Origin of the sequence: Pseudomonas sp. NPDC089395 (assembly GCF_044749525.1) — a bacterium.
GTDB lineage: Bacteria > Pseudomonadota > Gammaproteobacteria > Pseudomonadales > Pseudomonadaceae > Aquipseudomonas.
Map to the genome: position 1 here is coordinate 496,662 of NZ_JBIVID010000002.1, position 18,644 is coordinate 515,305.

Below are 18,644 nucleotides of genomic sequence, written 5' to 3' on the forward strand. Positions count from 1 at the left end.
CAACCCCGCCATGAATCGCTTCTCGGCCGGCGTGCTCCTGCTCCTGAGCCTGGCCTGCTGCCCCCTGCCAACACTCGCCGACGCCGAGCCACGCCAGTTGCTGGCACGCGCCACCAGTGCCACCCAGCCGCTGCGCCTGGACAGCCAGGACCGCCAGTGGCTGCAGCAGCGCAAAGCTTTGCTGCTGGGCAGTTCGCGCCCCGACTACCCACCGTTTGAAATCAATATCAGCCCGTCCGACTACGAAGGCTTGAGTGCCGACTTCGCGGGGCTGATCGGTGAGCAGTTGGGTATCCCCGTGCAAGTCAGGCGTTTTGCCAGCCGCCATGAAGCGATCACTGCCCTGCGTGAGGGCAAGATCGACCTGCTGGGCAGCTCCAACGGCTTCGAAGCGGCCGATGCCCAACTCAAGCTCAGCCTGCCCTATGCCGACGATCTGCCCGTGATCGTCATCCGTGAAGGCCGCAGCCTGAAAAACAACCGGGACCTCGCCGGCCTGCGTCTGGCGATGGTCGACCATTACCTGCCCGGCGAGACGGTTCGCGCCCTTTACCCCAAGGCACAACTGAGCCTCTACCGCTCGACCTTGGCAGGCCTGGCGGCCGTCGAGCTCGGCGAGGCGGATGCTTACCTGGGCGATGCCATCAGCACCGACTACCTCATCGGCAAAAGCTACCAGGGCACGGTGAAAATCGATCATTTCTGTCAGGCCAGGCCCGGCAGTTTTTCCTTTGCCCTGGCCAACGACAACCCGCGCCTGCATCGCCTGATCGACGCCGCCCTGGACCAAATTACCGAAAGCGAGCGCCTGACCATCCTGCGGCGATGGACCAGTGGCAACACCAGCCTGCTGCTGGAGCGCCACCTCTTTGCACTGAGCGATGAAGAGAAGACCTGGATCGAACGCCACCCGACGGTCAGCGTGCTGGTCGACCCGGCGCTGGCACCGCTGACGTTCAACGATGCCCAACAACGCACCAGCGGTATTACCGTCGACCTGCTCAAGCAGATCACCTTGCGCACCGGGCTACAGTTCAGGTTCATGGAGCGTCCTGCCGTACAGACCATGGTCAAGCAGGTGTCGCAAGGTGAAGCGCAAATGATCGGTGCACTGGGTTATGGCGTCGATCGTGCCAACCAGTTGCGTTATACCCGGCCTTACCTGGTCAGCCCACGGGTACTGGTGACGCGCAGTCGGGCGGCATGGCCGCTGAACAGCAGAGACCTCGATGGCAAGCGCATCGCCCTGCTGAGCGGTTCGCCGTTGCGCGACGAGGTGCTGCGCCAGTACCCGAATGCCAAGGTAGTCGAAGCGGCCAACCCATTGGCGCTGATGGAAGCGGTGGCCAACGACAATGCCGATGTGGCGTACAGCAGCCATATCAATGCCACGTACTACATCAACCACGTATTCAAGAACCAGTTGCGCATCGCCGGCATCCTGGGCGACGAACCTGCGGTCGCAGCCTTCGCCGTCGCCCCTGATCAACCCCAGCTGCAGGCCATCCTGGACAAGGCACTGCTGAGCATCCCGCCCGAAGAATTGGATCAGTTGGTCAACCGCTGGCGCACCAGTTCGTTGGTCAGCGACAGTCAATGGCGCAACTACCGCACGCTGGCACTGCAGGTGCTGGTGCTCTCGGCCCTGCTACTGGCCGGCGTGGTGTTCTGGAACAGTTACCTGCGCAAATTGATCCATCAGCGTACCGAAGCCCAACATGCATTGCAGGCGCAATTGGCCCTCAGCCGCGGCCTGCTCGAACAATTGCGCCAGGCCAAGGACGATGCAGAACAGGCCAGCCAGACCAAAAGCACCTTCCTGGCCACCATGAGCCATGAAATCCGCACACCGATGAATGCGGTGATCGGCTTGCTCGAACTGGCCCTGGAGGACAGCGGCGCCGGCCGCAGTGACCCTGCGACGCTGCGCACCGCGCACGATTCGGCGGTCGGCCTGCTAGGGCTGATCGGTGACATTCTGGATATCTCGCGCATCGAGTCCGGGCACATGACCTTGCAGCCTGTGGCCACCGACCTGGTCGAACTGGTGCGAGGCACCCTGCGGGTCTTCGAAGGCAATGCCCGCAGCAAGGGCCTTTACCTGCAAAGCGAGCTGCCGGTGGGCCCTGCCTGGGTACTGGCAGACCCGCTGCGCATCAAGCAGATCCTGTCCAACCTGCTGAGCAACGCCATCAAGTTCACAGATCGGGGCGAGGTGCACACCAGCCTGCAACTACAGCCGACCACCACAGGCGACGCCATCCAGGTGGAACTGTGCGTACGTGACACCGGAATCGGCATTGGCGTGGCAGACCAGGCCCGGCTGTTCAGTGCCTTTGCCCAGGCCGAAGGCCCACGGGCACACCAGGGCGCCGGCCTGGGCCTGGTGATCAGCCGTACCCTGGCCGAGCTGATGGGCGGCAAGCTGCATTTGCAAAGCGTCGAAGGCGTGGGCACCCGGGTGCACGTCAAGCTGCAACTGCCAGCCGCTGCCGAGCCCCCGCCCGTCGAGCTTGCCCAGCCACACCCGGAACGCGAAAGCCGGCCGCTGAACATCCTGGTGGTCGATGACTACCCCGCCAACTTGTTGCTGCTGGAGAAACAGCTCAACACCCTCGGTCACCGGGTAACCCTGGCCGAGCATGGCGAAGCGGGGTTGGCATTATGGCAAGCGGCGGCATTCGACCTGGTGATCACCGATTGCAGCATGCCGGTGATGGACGGCCATGAGCTGACTCGCAGGATTCGCCAACTGGAGCGCGCACAGGGAGCACCCGGCTGCAGGATCCTTGGGGTCACCGCCAACGCCCAGGCCGAAGAGCGTGAGCGCTGCCTGGCCAGCGGCATGGATGACTGCCTGTTCAAACCGATTGGCCTGCGCACGCTGAAAATGCACCTGCCGCAGGTCCGGACCGACGCAGACACCTCGACCGTGCGGGCCAGCGGGTTCCAACTCAGCGAACTGCGTCACCTGACCCAGGACGACCCGCAACTGATCCGACATCTGCTCGAACAACTGGCGCAAAGTGCCAGCGAAGACCTCGCCTCACTGCGTGCGCTAGGAGCGACACCGGACAGCGACACCCTGGGCCGCATCGCCCACCGAATCAAAGGCGGTGCCAAAATGCTCAAGGTGCGCGGTGTAGTGAGCGATTGCGAGGCCATCGAGCACGCTCAGGCGCAAGGCCTGCCCACCCAGGCGCTGCGCCAGCAGCTGGAAACCAGCCTGCTGGCGCTTCAGCGCGAATTGGCCGACTCGCTCAGTGCAATTGCAACGTCGAACTGATCTGGCTGATGGCGTCGACCACGTGGCGTGAACCCTGCTGAATCTCCATGATCACTGTCCCGGCCTCATTGGCCAAGGCCACGCCGCGCCCCGTGCGCGTCAGGCTCGATTGCATGCTGGCCACTGCCGTCAGCGAAAGGTCATGGTTCTGTCGCACCACATCGACGATTTCCAAGGTCGCCTTGCTGGTGCGCGCCGCCAGGCTGCGCACTTCGTCGGCGACCACGGCAAAACCGCGGCCATGTTCACCGGCACGCGCCGCCTCGATGGCAGCGTTCAGGGCCAGCAGGTTGGTCTGGTCGGCGATGCCGCGAATGGTCAGCACGATCTGCCCGATCACGTCCGACTGTTTGCTCACGGCATCGATGCTGCGCGCGGCGTCATTGAGCTCCTGGGAAATCTGTTCGATGACCTGCACCGTCTGCTGTACCACCTCGGTGCCTTTGCGCGCACAAGCATCGGTCTGCACTGAACTGGCATGAGCCGCGTCGGCGGCGCTTTGCTGGGTGCTGACCTGGGCCGTGATATCGCTGGCGAACTTGACCACCTTGTACAACCGCCCCTTGCTGTCGAAGATCGGGTTGTAGGACGCCTCCAGATACACCGTCTGGCCCTGTTTGTTGACCCGCTCGAAGCGATGGGAATGGTATTCGCCCCGATTCAGCGAGGCCCAGAATTCGCGGTACTGGGCCGATTCACGCTCATGGGGCTGGCAGAACAGCCCATGATGACGGCCGACCACTTCTTCCAGGCGATAGCCCATGGTCGTGAGGAAATTCTGGTTGGCCTTGATCACCCGACCCTGCGGGTTGAACTCGACCACGGCCATCGAACGGCCGATGGCCTTGAGCTGGCTCTGGCTTTCATGTTCGTCCTTGACCCGCTGGCTGATATCGGCAGCCACCTTGATGATGCTGGTGACCTGCTGACGTTCATCCACTACCGGCATGTAACTGGCTTCCAGCCAGACCTCGCGACCTGCCTTGTCGAGGCGCTCGAAGGTGCCACTGATGGCCCTGCCCTCGCCCAGATCGCGCCATAACTGCTGGTATTCGGCGCTTTTGGCAAAGGCCGGGTCGCAGAACAACCGATGGTGCTTGCCGCGCAGTTCCTCGGCGCTGTACCCCATGGCCTGGCAGAACTGAGCATTGGCATCGAGGATCGTGCCGTCAGGCGCGAACTCGATCATCGCCATGTTGCGGCTGATCGCAGCGAGCTTGGCTTGCGCTTCGGCGAGGGCTTGGCGGGTGCGTTGAATCTCGAGCAGATCGGACTTGCGGTGGAAGTCGAACATGGCGCCAGGGTCCTATGTGCGCAGGGTTTCCTGAGCATAGATCGGCGCCCACGGCATGCAAGCACAATGCTACTACTTAATGATTAGTCACATGGTTGTAACATTGCGCTAACAGAGGTCAGACCTCTCAGGAGCTCTCCCGCACCATCAACTCAAACCCCATATCCTGCTGTTCGGTCGCTACCCGCTTGCCGTCGAGCAAGGCCAGCAACGCCTGCGCCGCCCCCCGACCAACGGCAGCCCGCGGCGTGCGGATCGAGGTCAGCCGCGGCACCATGTGCGCCGACGCCGGCAGGTCGTTGAACCCGACCATCGCCACCTGACGCGGTACCTCGATGCCCTGGCGCAGCGCCTGCAGTACCGCGCCCTGGGCGAGGTCGTCGTTGCAGAAGAAAATGCCATCCACGTCGGGCGCCTTGGTCAGCAACTGGCTGAACAGTTCGCTGCCCAACCCGATCGACGAGGGCTGCGGCGCCAGAATCTCCAACTCGGTGGCCTGCAGGCCGGCTTCGGCCAGGGCCTGGCGGAAACCTTCGGCACGTTGCATCACCCGCGGGTCAAGCTGTGCGGCGATGAAAGCGAGGCGCCGACGACCACGCTCGATCAGATGGTGCGCGGCGGCGCGTCCGGCCTGCTGCTGCGAAAAGCCCACCGACAGGGCCCCAGCCTCCCCGCCCAGTTCCATCATGTGCACACAAGGCACACCACTGGCCGTCAGCATCTGCCGCGAGGCTTCGCTGCGGTCGAAACCGGTGAGCAGCATGCCGCACGGCTGATACGCCAGGTAATTGCGGATCAGGTTTTCTTCTTCGTCGATATCGTAGTGATAATTGCCGATCAACACCTCCAGCCCACGCGGTCGCATCACCTCATGGATAGCCTCCAAAGTGTCGATGAACAGCTGGTTGGACAGTGACGGAATCAACACCACCACCGACTGGCTGCGTGCCGACGCCAGTGCGCGCGCCGCCGGGTTGGCGACGTAACCCAGGCTCGCCGCAGCGGCGACGACCTTTTCCACCAGCGCCGGTGCCACTGTGCTGACGCCGCGCAAGGCGCGGGATGCGGTAATCGGGGAAACCCCGGAAAGCCTGGCGACTTCTGCCAGCGTGGGACGACCGGTGGTGCGAGAGCCTATACGGGACATGGATGTTGTAATTTTACTACTTGCCAAGGGAGGGGAACGGCCACTAAGGTAGCGCTGTCTCAGGACGCAGGCAATGTAATCTTTGGTAGCAGCCACTACACGCACTCTGCCAAGCGTCCATACTGCGTAAGGACAAAATCAATAACACCGGGGAGTGGCGTTTCGTCTATACCGAGACAGCGCTACCTCACCCCGCAGGAGGTACTGAATGAATGCTCCCCTGTCCGCCATTGTGGTGATGGGCGTAGCCGGCTGCGGCAAAAGCAGCATCGGCGCCGCCATCGCTGCCAGAAGTGGCGGTCGCCTGATCGAAGGCGACGCGTTTCACCCTGCCGAAAACATCCGCAAGATGAGCGCTGGCATCCCCCTGGACGACAACGACCGCGCCGGCTGGCTGGTGCGCCTGGGCCAGGAGCTGCAAGCCACGGTCAAGGCCGGTGAGCGTCCCATCCTCACCTGTTCCGCGCTCAAACGCCGCTACCGCGATACCCTGCGCGACGCGATGCCCGAGCTGGCGTTCGTGTTCCTCGAACTGACCCCGGCCGAAGCAGAAAAGCGCGTACTCGCCCGCCCCGGCCACTTCATGCCGGCGAGCCTCATAGAAAGCCAGTTCGCCGCCCTTGAACCGCCCCATGGCGAAGCCCTCACCCTGCCACTGGATGCCACGCAACCGGTTGCGGCCCTCGCCGAGTCTGTCGACGCCTGGCTAAAGCCCTGCGGTGAGCGGACCCTGGCGCGGACCGCCTGAACCGGCGGTTTATCCGGCTCACCTGAGATAGCGCTATCTCGCCGCTTGCAGGCGGCGAAAGTTCAGTAAAGCTACGCCCAAAAAACAACGATAAGACCGAGGCACAACCACCATGTTCGGACTGGCTACAGATACCTACCTGCTGCTCGACGCCCTGGTAACCATCATCGGGCTGATCCTGCTGATCACCCATTTCAAAGTGCACCCCTTCGTCGCCCTGACCCTGGCCGCCGGCTTTCTCGGCCTGACCTCCGGCATGCCGGTGGCCAAGGTCATGAAGTCGTTCCAGGATGGCTTCGGTGGCGTGCTCGGCTTCGTCGGCATCGTCCTTGCCCTGGGCACGATGCTCGGCAAGCTGATGGCCGACTCCGGCGGCGCCGACCAGATCGCCCAGACCCTGATCCGCGCATTCGGCAAGAAGAATGTGCACTGGGCCATGATGTTCGCCGCGTTCCTGGTCGGCATTCCGTTGTTCTTCGAAATCGGCTTCGTGCTGCTGGTGCCCCTGGTGTTCATCGTCGCCCGGCGCTCAGGCGTGTCCTTGATCAAGATCGGTATCCCGCTGCTGGCCGGCCTGTCCGTGGTCCACGGCCTGGTGCCACCGCACCCGGGACCACTGCTGGCGATCGGTATCTTCCACGCCGACATCGGCAAGACCATCTTCTATGGCCTGCTGGTGGCCCTGCCGACGGCCATCATCGCCGGCCCGCTGTACGGTAACTTCATTGCCCGCTACATCCCCGGCAACCCGTCCCAGGAGCTGATGGACCAGATCGCCAAGGAGTCCGATCAGAACAACCTGCCCAGCTTCACCATCACCCTGGTCACCGTGCTGCTGCCCGTAGTGCTGATGCTGCTCAAGACCTTCGCCGACGTGGTGCTGCCGGCCGAGCATATCGTGCGCCAGTGGATGGACCTGATCGGCCACCCCATCACCGCCCTGCTGGCCGCCCTGCTGCTGGCCTTCTACACCTTCGGCTCCGCCCGAGGCTTCAACCGTCAGCAGATCATGAAGATGCTCGACCAGAGCCTGGCACCGACCGCTGCCATCGTGCTGATCGTCGGTGCCGGTGGCGGCTTCAAGCAGATGCTGGTGGATACCGGGGTCGGCAACGTGATCGGACAGATGGCAGTACAGGCGCAGATCTCGCCGATCCTGCTGGCCTGGCTGGTGGCTGCGGTGATTCGCATCGCCACGGGCTCGGCCACGGTGGCCACCATCACCGGTGCCGGCATTGTCGCCCCGGTGATCGACCTGGTGCCTGGGGTCAATCGGGAATTGCTGGTACTGGCCACCGGCGCGGGTTCGCTGATCCTGTCGCACGTCAACGATGCCGGCTTCTGGCTGGTCAAGCAGTACTTCAACATGACCGTGGCTGAAACCTTCAAGACCTGGAGCATGATGGAGACCATTCTTTCCGTGGTCGGCATCATCTTCATCATGATGCTGGCGGCGGTGGTGTAACCGCTGATCGGGGTGATGGCACCTTGGCGCGCTGGGTAGGGCCGAACAGAAGTACAAGCCCTACCCTCGCCAAGGAGCCTGCCCATGATCCGCACAAGCTTGTTGCTCGCTGCCCTGCTCGCCTCCCCGCTGGCCCTGGCGGTCGGCACCGGGACGACCTACCCCGACGACCCGCACAACCCGGCGCCCCAGCCGGGTGTCGACAGCACACTCAATCCGATCGAAAAGCCCATGCCGCGGGATACCGATCCGCGTATCCAGGGCAATGATCCGCAAAGCCCACCCGCCAAGCAGAATGACAACCGCGACTTGCCGGGGATGGATGGCAGCGGGTCGGAGGGTATGGGTGGGCAAGGGAGTTCGGACGGTAGCCAGCGGTGAAGGGGCTGATTTGCAGCCCAATCGCCGGCAAGCCGGCTCCCACAAGGTAAGGCGGTGTCTATCACTGTGGGGGCCGCTGTCTTGCTCAATTTCACAGGCAGGCGCGATTCCCGTGGGAGCCGGCTTGCCGGCGATTGGGGCGCAAAGCGCCCCAGCTTCACCACTGCCGCTTGTCAGGCCGGGTAAGCCCCAGCTTCTCGATCCGGTAACGCAACATGTCCCGCGACAACCCCAGCATCCGCGCTGACTTGGTGACGTTCCAGTCGGTGCGATCCAGCGTCTTGCACACCAGGTCGCGCTCCATGTCCGGCAGGCTGGTGCCCGGCTCCGGCTCATGCCGCGGTACCTCGTAAAGCGTCGGCGCCGGCGCGGCCATAGGCTCGTCGACCAAGGTCATGCACAGGTTGAGCTGGTGCGCCTGGACCACTTCATTGGGCGCCAACAACACAGTCTGCTCCAGCATGTTGCGCAACTCGCGGACGTTGCCCGGCCAGCTGTAGCCCAACATCAGGTTCTCGGCCTCGGCGCTGAAGCGCAGGTTCGGCTTGCCATAACGGCGACCGTGATGGGCCAGGAAGTGCCGCGCCAACAGCAGCACGTCCTGCCCGCGGGCGTGCAGGCGCGGTACCTTCAGCGCAATGATGCGCAGGCGGAAGAACAGGTCGCGGCGGAACTTGCCTTGCTGCACCATCTGCTCGAGGTTGCAGTTGGTGGCGCTGATCACGCGCAAGTCGACCTTGCGCTCCTTGACCGCACCAATGCGCCGGATGCTGCGGTCTTCCAGCAGCTTGAGCAGCTTGGCCTGCAGCACCAGGTCCATCTCGCCGATCTCGTCGAGGAACAACGTGCCACCGTCGGCCGCCTCGACCAGCCCCATGCGCCGCTCCTTGGCGTCGGTGAACGCACCCTTCTCGTGGCCAAACAACTCCGCCTCAAGCAGGTTGGCGGGGATCGAGGCGCAGTTGAACTCGATGAACGGTCCCTTGCTGCGCGAACCATCGAAGTGCAAGGCACGGGCGACCAGTTCCTTGCCGGTACCGGTTTCGCCTTCGACCAGCACCGGAGGGAGCTCTTCACTGGCCATGCGGCGCTCCGCGTCGAGTACCTGGCGCAGGGTGTGCTTGAGCGTCTGCATGACCGGCGACTCGCCGATCAACGCTTGCAGTCCGGACTTCTGCGCCTCCCTGTCCTGATAGAACGACAGGGTACGCTCCATCCGGTCGGCGGCCAGGGCCTTGTCCAGGGTCAACTTGAGCTCGGCCAGCACCACCGGTTTGGTCAGGTAATGGAAAGCGCCCTCCTTCATGGCCTGCACGGCATCCTCGACGTTGCCGTAACCGGTCATCATGATCACCTTGAGGTCCGGCGCCTGGGCGACCAGTTTGCGCAGCAGGTCGTGCCCGCTCATACCGGGCAGCGAGTTGTCGGTCAGTACCGCATCGGGCTGGGCCCGCTTGATCTGCTCGAGCGCAAGCTCTGCGCTGTTGCACAACGTCACCTCGTAGCCCTTGAGGCTCAGATAGGTGCGAATGTTATCGCCGAGGATGTCATCATCCTCGACTACCAGGATGCTCTGCTCCATGGTCCCCTCCCGCTGCGATATTGAAAGTGAGGCTGACGCGGGTTCCTTCCTCTTCGCGGCTGCTCAGGCTGACTGAGCCGCCAAACCGTTCCATGATGCGCTTGGCCAGGGCCAGGCCAACCCCGAGCCCGCCCTGCTTGGTGGTGAAGAACGGTTTGAACACCATCCGTTCCTGTTGCTCGGTCATGCCCTTGCCGGTGTCGCTGAGCAGCAGCTGTACGCGCTGGCCATCCTGCACACTGACTTCGGCGCGCAATTCCCCGCCCTTGGGCATGGCCTCCAGGGCATTGGAAAACAGGCTGTTGAGAATCTGCGTCAACTGCAGGGGCTGGCTTGCCACCCACTGACTCTGCGGTCCTTCGAAACTGAAGCGCACGCCGTTGCGCTCGATCTGCTGGGCAAAGGCCAGGTGGGTGTCTTCGATGGCTGCCACCAGGTCCACCGCTTCGGCCTGGTCGCTGGTCGGGCGCAGCGACACCAGCAGTTCGCGAACCCAGCGCGACATGCGGTCGACCTGACTGATGATGTCATTGATGTTCTTGCGCGCCTGCGGGTTGGCGATCTCCTGGGCCAGTTCGGCACTGGAGCGGATATTGGCCAAGGGGTTGCGCAGGCTGTGGGCCACTGCCGAAGACATCTCGCCCAGGGCCACGTAGGTTTCACTGGCCACCAACCGTTCCTGCTGATGGTGCAGCATCAGCGCGGCGCGGCGCACGATCCAGAACAGGCCGAAGTAGATCAACGCCCCGCCCACCAGTGTCGAAGCCCAGATCACCACATAACCCCGCTGGATACGCCGGATCAGGTCCTGGGGCTCTTTGTAGATCTCGACCATGGCCAGCACCTGCTCGCCCTGGCTGTCGAACAAGGGAATGTAGTTCTCGATGAACAGGTACTGCGGATCACGCAGGAACTTCTGCTCCTCGCGATCATCCTCGGCCTTGTGGTAACTGGCCGAGACGGCCTTGCGCGAGCGGAAGGCATGGTCCAGATCGCTGTCGGCGTCAATGCGCTTGCCGATCAGCACAGGATTGGTCGACCACACGATCGTACGGTCGCGGGCATAGACATTGGCCAGCAAGGTGTCGGGCAGGTGTTCCACATGGTCGAGGAATTCGACGCGGGTCGACTCCGCCAGTGCGGGGCTGAACTGAAGGTGCTGCTGGTCCAGGCGCGAGTCGAGCAGCTCACCCATGGTAGTACCCGGTGGCAGCTGCGAGTGGCGCACCTCGGCCTGGGCCATGGCCTGGATGAATTGCGACGTGAGCATGGCATCTCGCTCGACACTGTCACGGACCACGAAGCGCGTGGATACATAGCCCAGGCCACCGGCCACCGAGGCAATGATGAGCAGGCTGATCAGGGAAAACCAACGCAGCAAGTTGAACTGTTTGAGCGGTGTGGCGATGCCGCCACCGGGGGGTACCCCAGCCTTGTCGGGAACATCGTTTTCCAGCGTCTGCTGCATTGCTTTGTTCCCGCGCGGGATTCCGTTCAGAACGCCATCAACGCCCTGCTACGCCAAGTAGCAATTGGATGGCGCTCACCAAGGCAACCGCAGCTGCCAGTTGATGCGCGTAATTCGCTGCAAAAAGCCAGCCAGTGAAACGACGCAACTTTATATTTTTATATTTCAATGCCTTACAAAACGGTTATCAATTGAGTCCGAATTTCTGCCCCCACTATTGGGGATTTTTTACCCACTTTAAATGTAATCGTTAAAAATCAATTAATTATGTAGCTTTTATAAATGCTTAATTAAGTATCTGCCAATCGGAAAGTGAGTGAAACACGGGTGCCATGGCCTTCGCTGCTGCTCAGCCTGACCGAGCCGCCGTAGCGCTCCATGATGCGCTTGACCAGCACCAAGCCCACACCCAACCCACCTTGCTTGGTGGTGAAGAACGGCCTGAATGCCATGCGTTGCTGCAGTTCGTTCATGCCCTTGCCGCTGTCGGAAAGGCGCAAGGTCAGGCTGCGTCGATCCTGCTTGACCACCTCTACCCGCAAGCGACCACCTTGCTCCATGGCTTCGAGGCTATTGGCGATCAAACTGTTGAAGACCTGCCTGAGCAATGCCGGCTGGCCCAACACCTCCACTGTCGGCAGCGGTTGAAGGTCCAGGGCTACCCCACTGCGTGACAGCGGCACGGCAAACGCCTGCAGGCTTTCCTGCAAGGCTTGCGGCAGGTCAACCGACACGGGGTCGTCATTGAGCGGTCGCAACGACTGCAACAACTGACGAATCCAGTGTGACATGCGGTCGACCTGGCTGATGATGTCGTTGACGTTGCGCTGTACCGGGCCCTCGTCGAACGCCTGGGCCAGTTCAGCACTTGAACGAATGCTCGCCAGGGGGTTGCGCAGGCTGTGGGCCACCGCCGAGGACACTTCGCCCAGGGCCACATAGGTTTCGTTGTTGATCAGTCGCTTCTGCTGCACCTCCATGACCCGCGCGGCGCGGCGCATGATGCCGTACAGCCCGACGTACACCAGCCCGGCTCCGACGGTGATGGCCAGCCAGATGAGCATCAGCCCATGTTCGATGCGCACGATCAGGTCATGGGGTTCCTTGTAGATTTCCACCATCGCCGTGACGCGTTCGCCGTCGGCGTCGAACAAGGGAATGTAGTTTTCGATGAACAGCTGCTCGGGCGGTATCACGAACTTCTGCTCGGCACGGGCTTGCTCGAAATTGTGGTAGCTGGCCGAGACTCGCATCTTGTATTCGAAGGCCCGGTCCAGGTCGTCGTCACCCTGGATGAGCTTGCCCGTCAGGGCGGGGTTGGTGGACCAGATCACCGTGCCGTCCGGGGCATAGATATTGGCCAGCAACATGTCAGGCAAATGGGCGATGTGGTCGAGGAATTCACCCCGCGCCTTGCGCCGTGCTTCGGGGTCGACGTCTGGCAAGGCCGTCCGGTCGGTACGTGGATCGAGCAGCTCGCCCATGGTGCGCACGTTGGCAATCGCCACGTGGCGCACCTCGGCGTCGGCGATCGAGGTGATGAACTGGGCCGTCAACAAGGCATCGCGCTCGACGCTTTCGTTGATGATGAACCGGCTGGAAATCAGCCCCAGCCCCGCCGCCACCGAGAGGATGATGGCCAGGCTGACCCAGGCATACCAACGCAGCAGGTTGAAGGGCTTGCGCGCGGTTGCCGCCTCCCCGTGGTCGTGCACTTCGGGTGTATCGGAACCGCGGACGATGTCCATGTCGAGCTCCACTGCAGGGCACCTGTTGAGAGGTTATAGCCCAGAGTTGGGTAACCGGCGCGCCTATTGGTGTTCAGTCAAAGCGGGGCGTCGGCTGCCAGCCCCTGCAGCTTGCGGTACTCACGCAGCACGTTGGGCACGTAGCGCCGGGTTTCGGCGAACGGCGGCACCGCGCCGCGGCGCAGCACTGCATCGGGTCCGGCGTTGTAGGCGGCCACGGCCAAGGTGATGTCATTGTCGAACAACTTCAGCATGCGCTTGAGGTAGCGGGCGCCGCCCTGCACGTTGTCCTCGGGATCGAGGGCGTTTTCCACCCCCATTTCCCGCGCGGTATCCGGCATCAGCTGCATCAAGCCGACCGCTCCAGCCGCCGAACGGGCCTTGGGGTTGTAGCCGGACTCCGCCTTGATCAACGCATGCAGCAAGGCCTGCGGTACATTGTGCGCCCGCGCTGCGGCCGCCACCAGTTCGGCATAGGGCCGCCCAGTGATCAACTGGGCATTGGCCGGGCCGGCCTGGGCGATCGGTTCGCTGATCACCCGGTCATAGTGGCGCCCGGGTCGATGGACGTTACTCAGCACATAGCCGCCCTTGGCATCGATGGAGATGTACACATCGGCCTGGGCGGCACCTGCCGCCAGCCATAGCAATCCCAGGATAATTCCACGCATGTCGGTCGCCTCCCCGCCGTGCCCCCGATGTGGGGGAAATGCCCCGTAAAAACCGGGCTTTGCGGTTACGACGCAAGCACTGTGCCGGTTGCCATGGCGCATGGCGCAAGGGCCCGAGGCAGACGTGCACGACAGTTGCATGCGCCAGCAAAACCCTGAAAAAGCATGTCCCCATGCAGGAGGGCTTCACCATGCAGCGCAAACCCAATCGCCAACGTGGCTTCACCCTGCTCGAACTGCTGGTGGTGCTGGTGGTGCTCGGCCTGTTGGCCGGCATCGTCGCGCCCAAGTACTTCAGCCAGCTCGGGCGCTCGGAGGCCAAGGTGGCCCGGGCGCAGATCGAAGGTTTGGGCAAGGCCCTGGACTTGTATCGCCTGGAGGTGGGCCATTACCCCAACAGTGAGCAAGGGCTCCAGGCGCTGACCGCCGCCCCTAGCGGCGAATCACGCTGGTCGGGCCCTTACCTGCAGAAAGCCGTGCCGCAGGACCCCTGGGGCCGCCCCTACATCTACCGCCAACCCGGTGAGAACGGCGGGGAATACGACCTGCTGTCAATGGGCAAGGATGGCCAGCCGGGCGGCGATGGGGAAAACGCTGAAATCACCAGCTGGCAGTAAGGAGCATGACCATGCGCTACAGCCTCAAGGCCCTGGGCAGACAGGGCGTGGTGCAACTGCAGATCGACGCCGATGACGCCGAGCAGGCCCGCCGCCAGGCCGAAGATCAGGGCTTGCGGGTGGTCAGCGTGCGCGGCCGGGGGAGCGCCATGCCTGGCCTGCCTTGGCGCCGCGAAGCAGCCTTCGACCTGGTGCTGTTCAGCCAGGAGCTGACCACGCTGCTGCACGCCGGCCTGCCCTTGATCGATGCACTGGAGAGCCTGGCCGAAAAAGCCCCGACCGGGGGGGCGCGCAAGGTCCTGGAGGCATTGGTGCGCCAACTCTATGAAGGGCGTTCGTTGTCCCAGGCGCTGGCCGTGCAACCACGGGTGTTCCCGCCTTTGTACGTGGCCCTGGTGCAATCCAGCGAACGCACCGGTGCCCTTGGCGATGCCCTGCACCGCTACATCGGCTATCGCCAGCGCCTGGACCTGGTTCGGCAGAAGCTGGTGGGCGCCTCGGTCTACCCGCTGTTGCTGCTGTTGGTGGGGGGTGGCGTGGTGCTGTTTCTGCTCGGCTATGTGGTGCCGCGCTTCAGCCTGGTGTTCGAGGGGATGGGCAGCGAGCTGCCTTGGTTGTCGCGGGTGCTGATGCAAATCGGCCTGTTCCTGCACGCCCAGCAGCTGCCCCTGGCGCTGGCGACAGTGGCCGTGATCGGCACGCTGGTGGCGCTGCGGCGCAACCCGCTGGTGCGGCGCTGGGGTTCACGCCAGTTGCGGCGCCTGCCAGCCTTGCATTCGCGGCTGCTGATGTACGAGCTGGCGCGCTTCTATCGATCCCTGGGCATTCTACTGCAAGGTGGCATCCCCATCCTGACGGCCATGGCGATGGCCCGCGGACTGCTGGGCAGTGCCGCAGCGCAGGGCCTGGAACAGGCCACCGGGCGAGTGGGCGAAGGCCTGCCGTTGTCGGATGCGCTGGAAGTCGGGCAGCTGGTAACGCCCGTGTCGCTGCGCTTGCTGCGGGCTGGGGAGCAATCGGGCAACCTCGGCGAGATGCTCGAACGCTGCGCGGATTTTCATGACCAGGAGATCGGGCGCTGGGTCGAATGGTTCGTGAAGCTGTTCGAGCCATTGCTGATGACCTTCATCGGCCTGCTGATCGGCCTGATCGTGATCTTGATGTACATGCCGATCTTCGAACTGGCCTCAAGTATCCACTAGTGCGCCCCGTTCGCTTCAGTAATCGAACCGGTCCACCGCCCGCCGCCGTTCGTTGTCATCGCGCCGATCATAACTGGCGGTGGTCTGGATATTGGCGTGATGGGCAAGCTTCTGGGCAATCGACAAGTCGTGCTCTTCGATCACCCGGGTGATGAACGCCCGGCGAAAATCATGGGGCATGATCTTCACCCCCACCTGCGCGCCGCGCTGGCGGGCAATGTAGTAGATCGCATGCTTGGTGATGCGCGCCCGGGTAATGTGGTTGCCACGGCGGATACGGTTGAACAGGAACGGGTCGTCTGCCGCGCCTTCGGGCAACGCCTGACGCCGCAGGTCGAGCCACGCCTGCAGCTTTTCGAATGCCCAGGCCGGCGCGTACTTGATCAGCTGCCGATTGCCTTTGCCCACCACCTGCAGGCTGCGCGCCTCGAAATCGACCTGGTCGAGGTCGATGTCCACCGACTCCGACTTGCGCATGCCGGTGCCGTAAAGCAGCGCAATGATGGCTGCATCGCGCACGCCCTGCGGGCGTGGATCGGCAGCGCACAGTTCCATCAACTCGCGAATCAGGCTACGCCGCAGGTTGCGCCCAGGTGGCAGGCGGCTGCCGGTAGCCGGCTTCACCTCGCGAATGCGCAGCAGCTGCTCATGGTCGATCAGGCCCTGGCGCCAGGCTTCATTCATGACCCCGCGCACGGCGTTGACGTACAGCGACGAGCTGTTGGGCGCATAGCCATCGGCGCGCAGCGCCGCCACCAGGCCGATCACATGGCCAGGCTCGAGCCGGTGCCATGGCACCTCGGCCAGGTTGCAATCGACAAAGCCAAGGCGGTCTGCAGCGTCCTGCAGGATGTAGCGCATCGTCTGCTGGCTGGATGGGGCGAGCCGGGCCAGGTACTGCAGCAGGGGATTTTGCGAAAGATCGGACAAAACGTGAATCCTGTAGCGATGCCTGGCGCGAAGTTACCGGCGCCAGGCGTGAAGCGGCCATGCCATTCCCTTGCATATCAGGGGCTTCGGCATGGACATGAGCGGAAATGTTATCCCATAGGCTATCGTGGTAGCCATGACTCCCTGTCGCCGAGGTTCCATGGCACTGCACCGCCTGACCCGCACCCACCCCCGCCTGAGCCTCGCGGCACTGGTCGGTATCATCAGCGCCTGGCTCATCCCTGCCGACGACCTCGTGCAGCGCATCCTTGCCGGCTGGAACCTCGGCGTCTGGCTCTACCTGCTGCTGGTGCTGTGGCTGACCTGGCGAGCCAGCCCGGAAAAAGTCCGCAACGTCGCCCGCGTGGAAGACGAAAACGCCGGCCTGGTGCTGTTCACCGTTTGTATCGCCGCGATTGCCAGCCTCGCCGCCGTGACCCTGCAACTGGTGTCCAGCCGTGGCCTGCAGGGCGGCGACCTGGCCATGCACTACCTGTACACCGGCTTGACCGTAGCGGGCTCGTGGCTATTGATCGGTTGTATTTTCAGCCTGCACTATGCCCGGCTGTTCTACACCGGTGACCACCACGAACCCCCACTGCGCTTCGCCGATGGCGAACGCAACCCGGATTACTGGGACTTCCACTACTTCTCTTTCACCCTCAACGTCGCCGTGCAAACTTCGGACATCGGCGTCGGCAGTCGCGGTATGCGCCGAGTGGTGCTGGCCCATTCACTGGTAGGTTTCGTGTTCAACACGGCGATTCTGGGTTTCACCATCAATATCGCCGCCGGCCTGCTCGGCAAGTAGGCGCAGGGCACAGGCGCGGATGCGCCCGCAGACCACCTGCAATTGCTCGGCGTCGAGCACCAACCCCATACGCACATGGCCGGCCGCGCTGGGCCCGAAGGCGTCCCCGGGCAACAGTGAAACCCCCTCCTCCATCAGCAGCCGCTGGGCGAATGCCTGAGCGCTGAGCCCGGTGGCACGGATGTCGAGCATCACGAACATCCCGCCCGCCGGCCGATGGGCGCGCACGCCAGGGCAGTCGGCAAGGGCCGCGCACACCCGGTCGCGCCGCTGCCGATAGGCCTCGCGCATGCCCCGCACCGCTGGCAGATCCTGCTCCAGGGCGACACAGGTAGCCTGCATGACGAACTCTGGCAAACCGAACAGCATGACCATGGCCAGATTGGCCAAGTGCGCGACCAGCGTCTGAGGTGCAACCACCCACCCTACCCGCCAGCCGCTCATGGCATGGGACTTGGACACGCTGTCGATGATCACGCAGCGCTCGGCCATGCCCGGCAGGCTGCCCGGGTCAACGGCTACGCCCTCGTAAAGCAGGCCGCTGTAGACCTGATCGCAGACCAGCCACAGGTCATGCTCACGGCACAGGTGTGCCAGCTGCGCCATGTCCTGCGGCGAAATCGCGGCACCGGTGGGGTTATGCGGAGTGTTGAGCAGCAGGCCCCGGGTTCGTGGGGTGATGGCCCGCGCCACCGCCAGCGGGTCAAGGCGAAACCCGAACTCCGGGCTGACCGACACCGGCACCGGGCGAGCGCCGCAGGCACCGAGCACGCCGTGGTAAGTGACGTACATGGGTTCGGCAACGATCACTTCGTCGCCCGCCTCGAACAGGCATTGGCAAACGGCATAAAGCGCACATTGCGCCCCAGCCAGCACCATGACCTGATCAGCGCTGACCTGCGGGCCGCTACGCCGTGCGATGGCCTGGCGCAGCGCCAGGCTGCCACGCACATCGCTGTAATGGGTTTCGCCCCGGCGCAAGCTGTTGACTGCCGCGTCTACGATGGCCACCGGCGTGTCGAAATCGGGGTCTCCCACCGACAGCAGAAAGATCTCGCGCCCCTCACGGCGCAGGGCTTGGGCTTGATAATGGATATCCCACGCCGCGGCGGCGTCGCCGGCGATGCGTTGGGTGAGCGTGGAAAAGCGCATGACTGTCTCCCTGTCTGCCCAGCTCGCACCGCTTGTCCGAAAACGCTGTGCGCCGAATGTCGATAAAAATAGCAGAACTGGCCTGTAGTTCTTGCGCCTCGGCACACGCAAAACGTTTGCCTGGCCATTTGCCGCCAAACGG

Annotated in this window: 15 protein-coding genes and 1 pseudogene; 7 read left to right on the plus strand and 9 right to left on the minus strand. The window is 63.4% G+C overall.

Annotated elements, in window-relative coordinates; genetic code table 11:
- The first annotated feature begins 10 nt into the window (after nt 1-10).
- The gene (locus ACIPZG_RS07310) at nt 11-3,286 is read left to right on the plus strand and encodes a transporter substrate-binding domain-containing protein (protein WP_400711652.1); all 3,276 of its coding nucleotides are present in this window, start codon (nt 11-13) and stop codon (nt 3,284-3,286) included.
- On the opposite strand, the gene ACIPZG_RS07315 is transcribed toward ACIPZG_RS07310, so the two are convergent.
- From ACIPZG_RS07315 to ACIPZG_RS07325, 3 genes and pseudogenes are all read right to left on the minus strand, one after another.
- Nucleotides 3,261-3,755: a methyl-accepting chemotaxis protein gene (locus tag ACIPZG_RS07315; protein WP_400712207.1), complete on the minus strand. Its 495-nt coding sequence runs from the start codon at nt 3,753-3,755 to the stop codon at nt 3,261-3,263. The genes ACIPZG_RS07310 and ACIPZG_RS07315 overlap by 26 nt on opposite strands.
- 42 nt (nt 3,756-3,797) lie before the next feature.
- A pseudogene (locus tag ACIPZG_RS07320) lies at nt 3,798-4,580 on the minus strand (PAS domain-containing protein); the annotation flags it as partial.
- Between the two features lie 127 nt (nt 4,581-4,707).
- A complete protein-coding gene (locus tag ACIPZG_RS07325; RefSeq protein ID WP_400711655.1) occupies nt 4,708-5,727 on the minus strand; it encodes a LacI family DNA-binding transcriptional regulator in 1,020 nt (339 codons plus the stop codon).
- A 208-nt stretch (nt 5,728-5,935) separates the two neighbouring features.
- On the opposite strand from ACIPZG_RS07325, the gene ACIPZG_RS07330 reads away from it, so the two are divergent.
- From ACIPZG_RS07330 to ACIPZG_RS07340, 3 genes are all read left to right on the plus strand, one after another.
- On the plus strand, nt 5,936-6,475 hold the full coding sequence (locus ACIPZG_RS07330) for a gluconokinase (RefSeq protein WP_400711658.1): 540 nt from the start codon (nt 5,936-5,938) through the stop codon (nt 6,473-6,475).
- 112 nt (nt 6,476-6,587) lie between these two features.
- Nucleotides 6,588-7,940: a GntP family permease gene (locus tag ACIPZG_RS07335; RefSeq protein WP_008100622.1), complete on the plus strand. Its 1,353-nt coding sequence runs from the start codon at nt 6,588-6,590 to the stop codon at nt 7,938-7,940.
- Nucleotides 7,941-8,024: 84 nt separating this feature from the next.
- Nucleotides 8,025-8,321: a hypothetical protein gene (locus ACIPZG_RS07340; RefSeq protein ID WP_400711661.1), complete on the plus strand. Its 297-nt coding sequence runs from the start codon at nt 8,025-8,027 to the stop codon at nt 8,319-8,321.
- A gap of 157 nt (nt 8,322-8,478) precedes the next feature.
- On the opposite strand, the gene ACIPZG_RS07345 is transcribed toward ACIPZG_RS07340, so the two are convergent.
- From ACIPZG_RS07345 to ACIPZG_RS07360, 4 genes are all read right to left on the minus strand, one after another.
- The gene (locus ACIPZG_RS07345; RefSeq protein ID WP_400711664.1) at nt 8,479-9,903 is read right to left on the minus strand and encodes a sigma-54-dependent transcriptional regulator; all 1,425 of its coding nucleotides are present in this window, start codon (nt 9,901-9,903) and stop codon (nt 8,479-8,481) included.
- A complete protein-coding gene (locus ACIPZG_RS07350) occupies nt 9,872-11,371 on the minus strand; it encodes a sensor histidine kinase (RefSeq protein ID WP_400711667.1) in 1,500 nt (499 codons plus the stop codon). Before ACIPZG_RS07350 ends, ACIPZG_RS07345 begins: the two co-directional genes overlap by 32 nt.
- Nucleotides 11,372-11,661: 290 nt before the next feature.
- Entirely contained in the window at nt 11,662-13,119 is a 1,458-nt protein-coding gene (locus ACIPZG_RS07355) for a sensor histidine kinase (protein ID WP_400711670.1), read from the minus strand.
- Nucleotides 13,120-13,196: 77 nt separating this feature from the next.
- Nucleotides 13,197-13,790: a lytic transglycosylase domain-containing protein gene (locus tag ACIPZG_RS07360; RefSeq protein ID WP_400711673.1), complete on the minus strand. Its 594-nt coding sequence runs from the start codon at nt 13,788-13,790 to the stop codon at nt 13,197-13,199.
- Between the two features lie 191 nt (nt 13,791-13,981).
- Between ACIPZG_RS07360 and gspG the strand changes: the two genes are divergently transcribed.
- A complete protein-coding gene (gene gspG / locus ACIPZG_RS07365; RefSeq protein ID WP_008091342.1) occupies nt 13,982-14,407 on the plus strand; it encodes a type II secretion system major pseudopilin GspG in 426 nt (141 codons plus the stop codon).
- Nucleotides 14,408-14,418: 11 nt separating this feature from the next.
- The gene (locus ACIPZG_RS07370; protein WP_400711676.1) at nt 14,419-15,609 is read left to right on the plus strand and encodes a type II secretion system F family protein; all 1,191 of its coding nucleotides are present in this window, start codon (nt 14,419-14,421) and stop codon (nt 15,607-15,609) included.
- 15 nt (nt 15,610-15,624) lie between these two features.
- Here ACIPZG_RS07370 and xerC read toward each other — a convergent pair whose 3' ends face one another.
- Nucleotides 15,625-16,539 (minus strand): tyrosine recombinase XerC, encoded by a 915-nt coding sequence (xerC, locus tag ACIPZG_RS07375; RefSeq protein ID WP_400640067.1) that lies wholly within the window; start codon nt 16,537-16,539, stop codon nt 15,625-15,627.
- Nucleotides 16,540-16,699: 160 nt separating this feature from the next.
- On the opposite strand from xerC, the gene ACIPZG_RS07380 reads away from it, so the two are divergent.
- On the plus strand, nt 16,700-17,350 hold the full coding sequence (locus ACIPZG_RS07380) for a DUF1345 domain-containing protein (RefSeq protein ID WP_400711679.1): 651 nt from the start codon (nt 16,700-16,702) through the stop codon (nt 17,348-17,350).
- Here the strand turns inward: ACIPZG_RS07380 and ACIPZG_RS07385 are convergent.
- Nucleotides 17,273-18,502 (minus strand): pyridoxal phosphate-dependent aminotransferase, encoded by a 1,230-nt coding sequence (locus ACIPZG_RS07385; protein ID WP_400711682.1) that lies wholly within the window; start codon nt 18,500-18,502, stop codon nt 17,273-17,275. The genes ACIPZG_RS07380 and ACIPZG_RS07385 overlap by 78 nt on opposite strands.
- Nucleotides 18,503-18,644 lie beyond the last annotated feature (142 nt).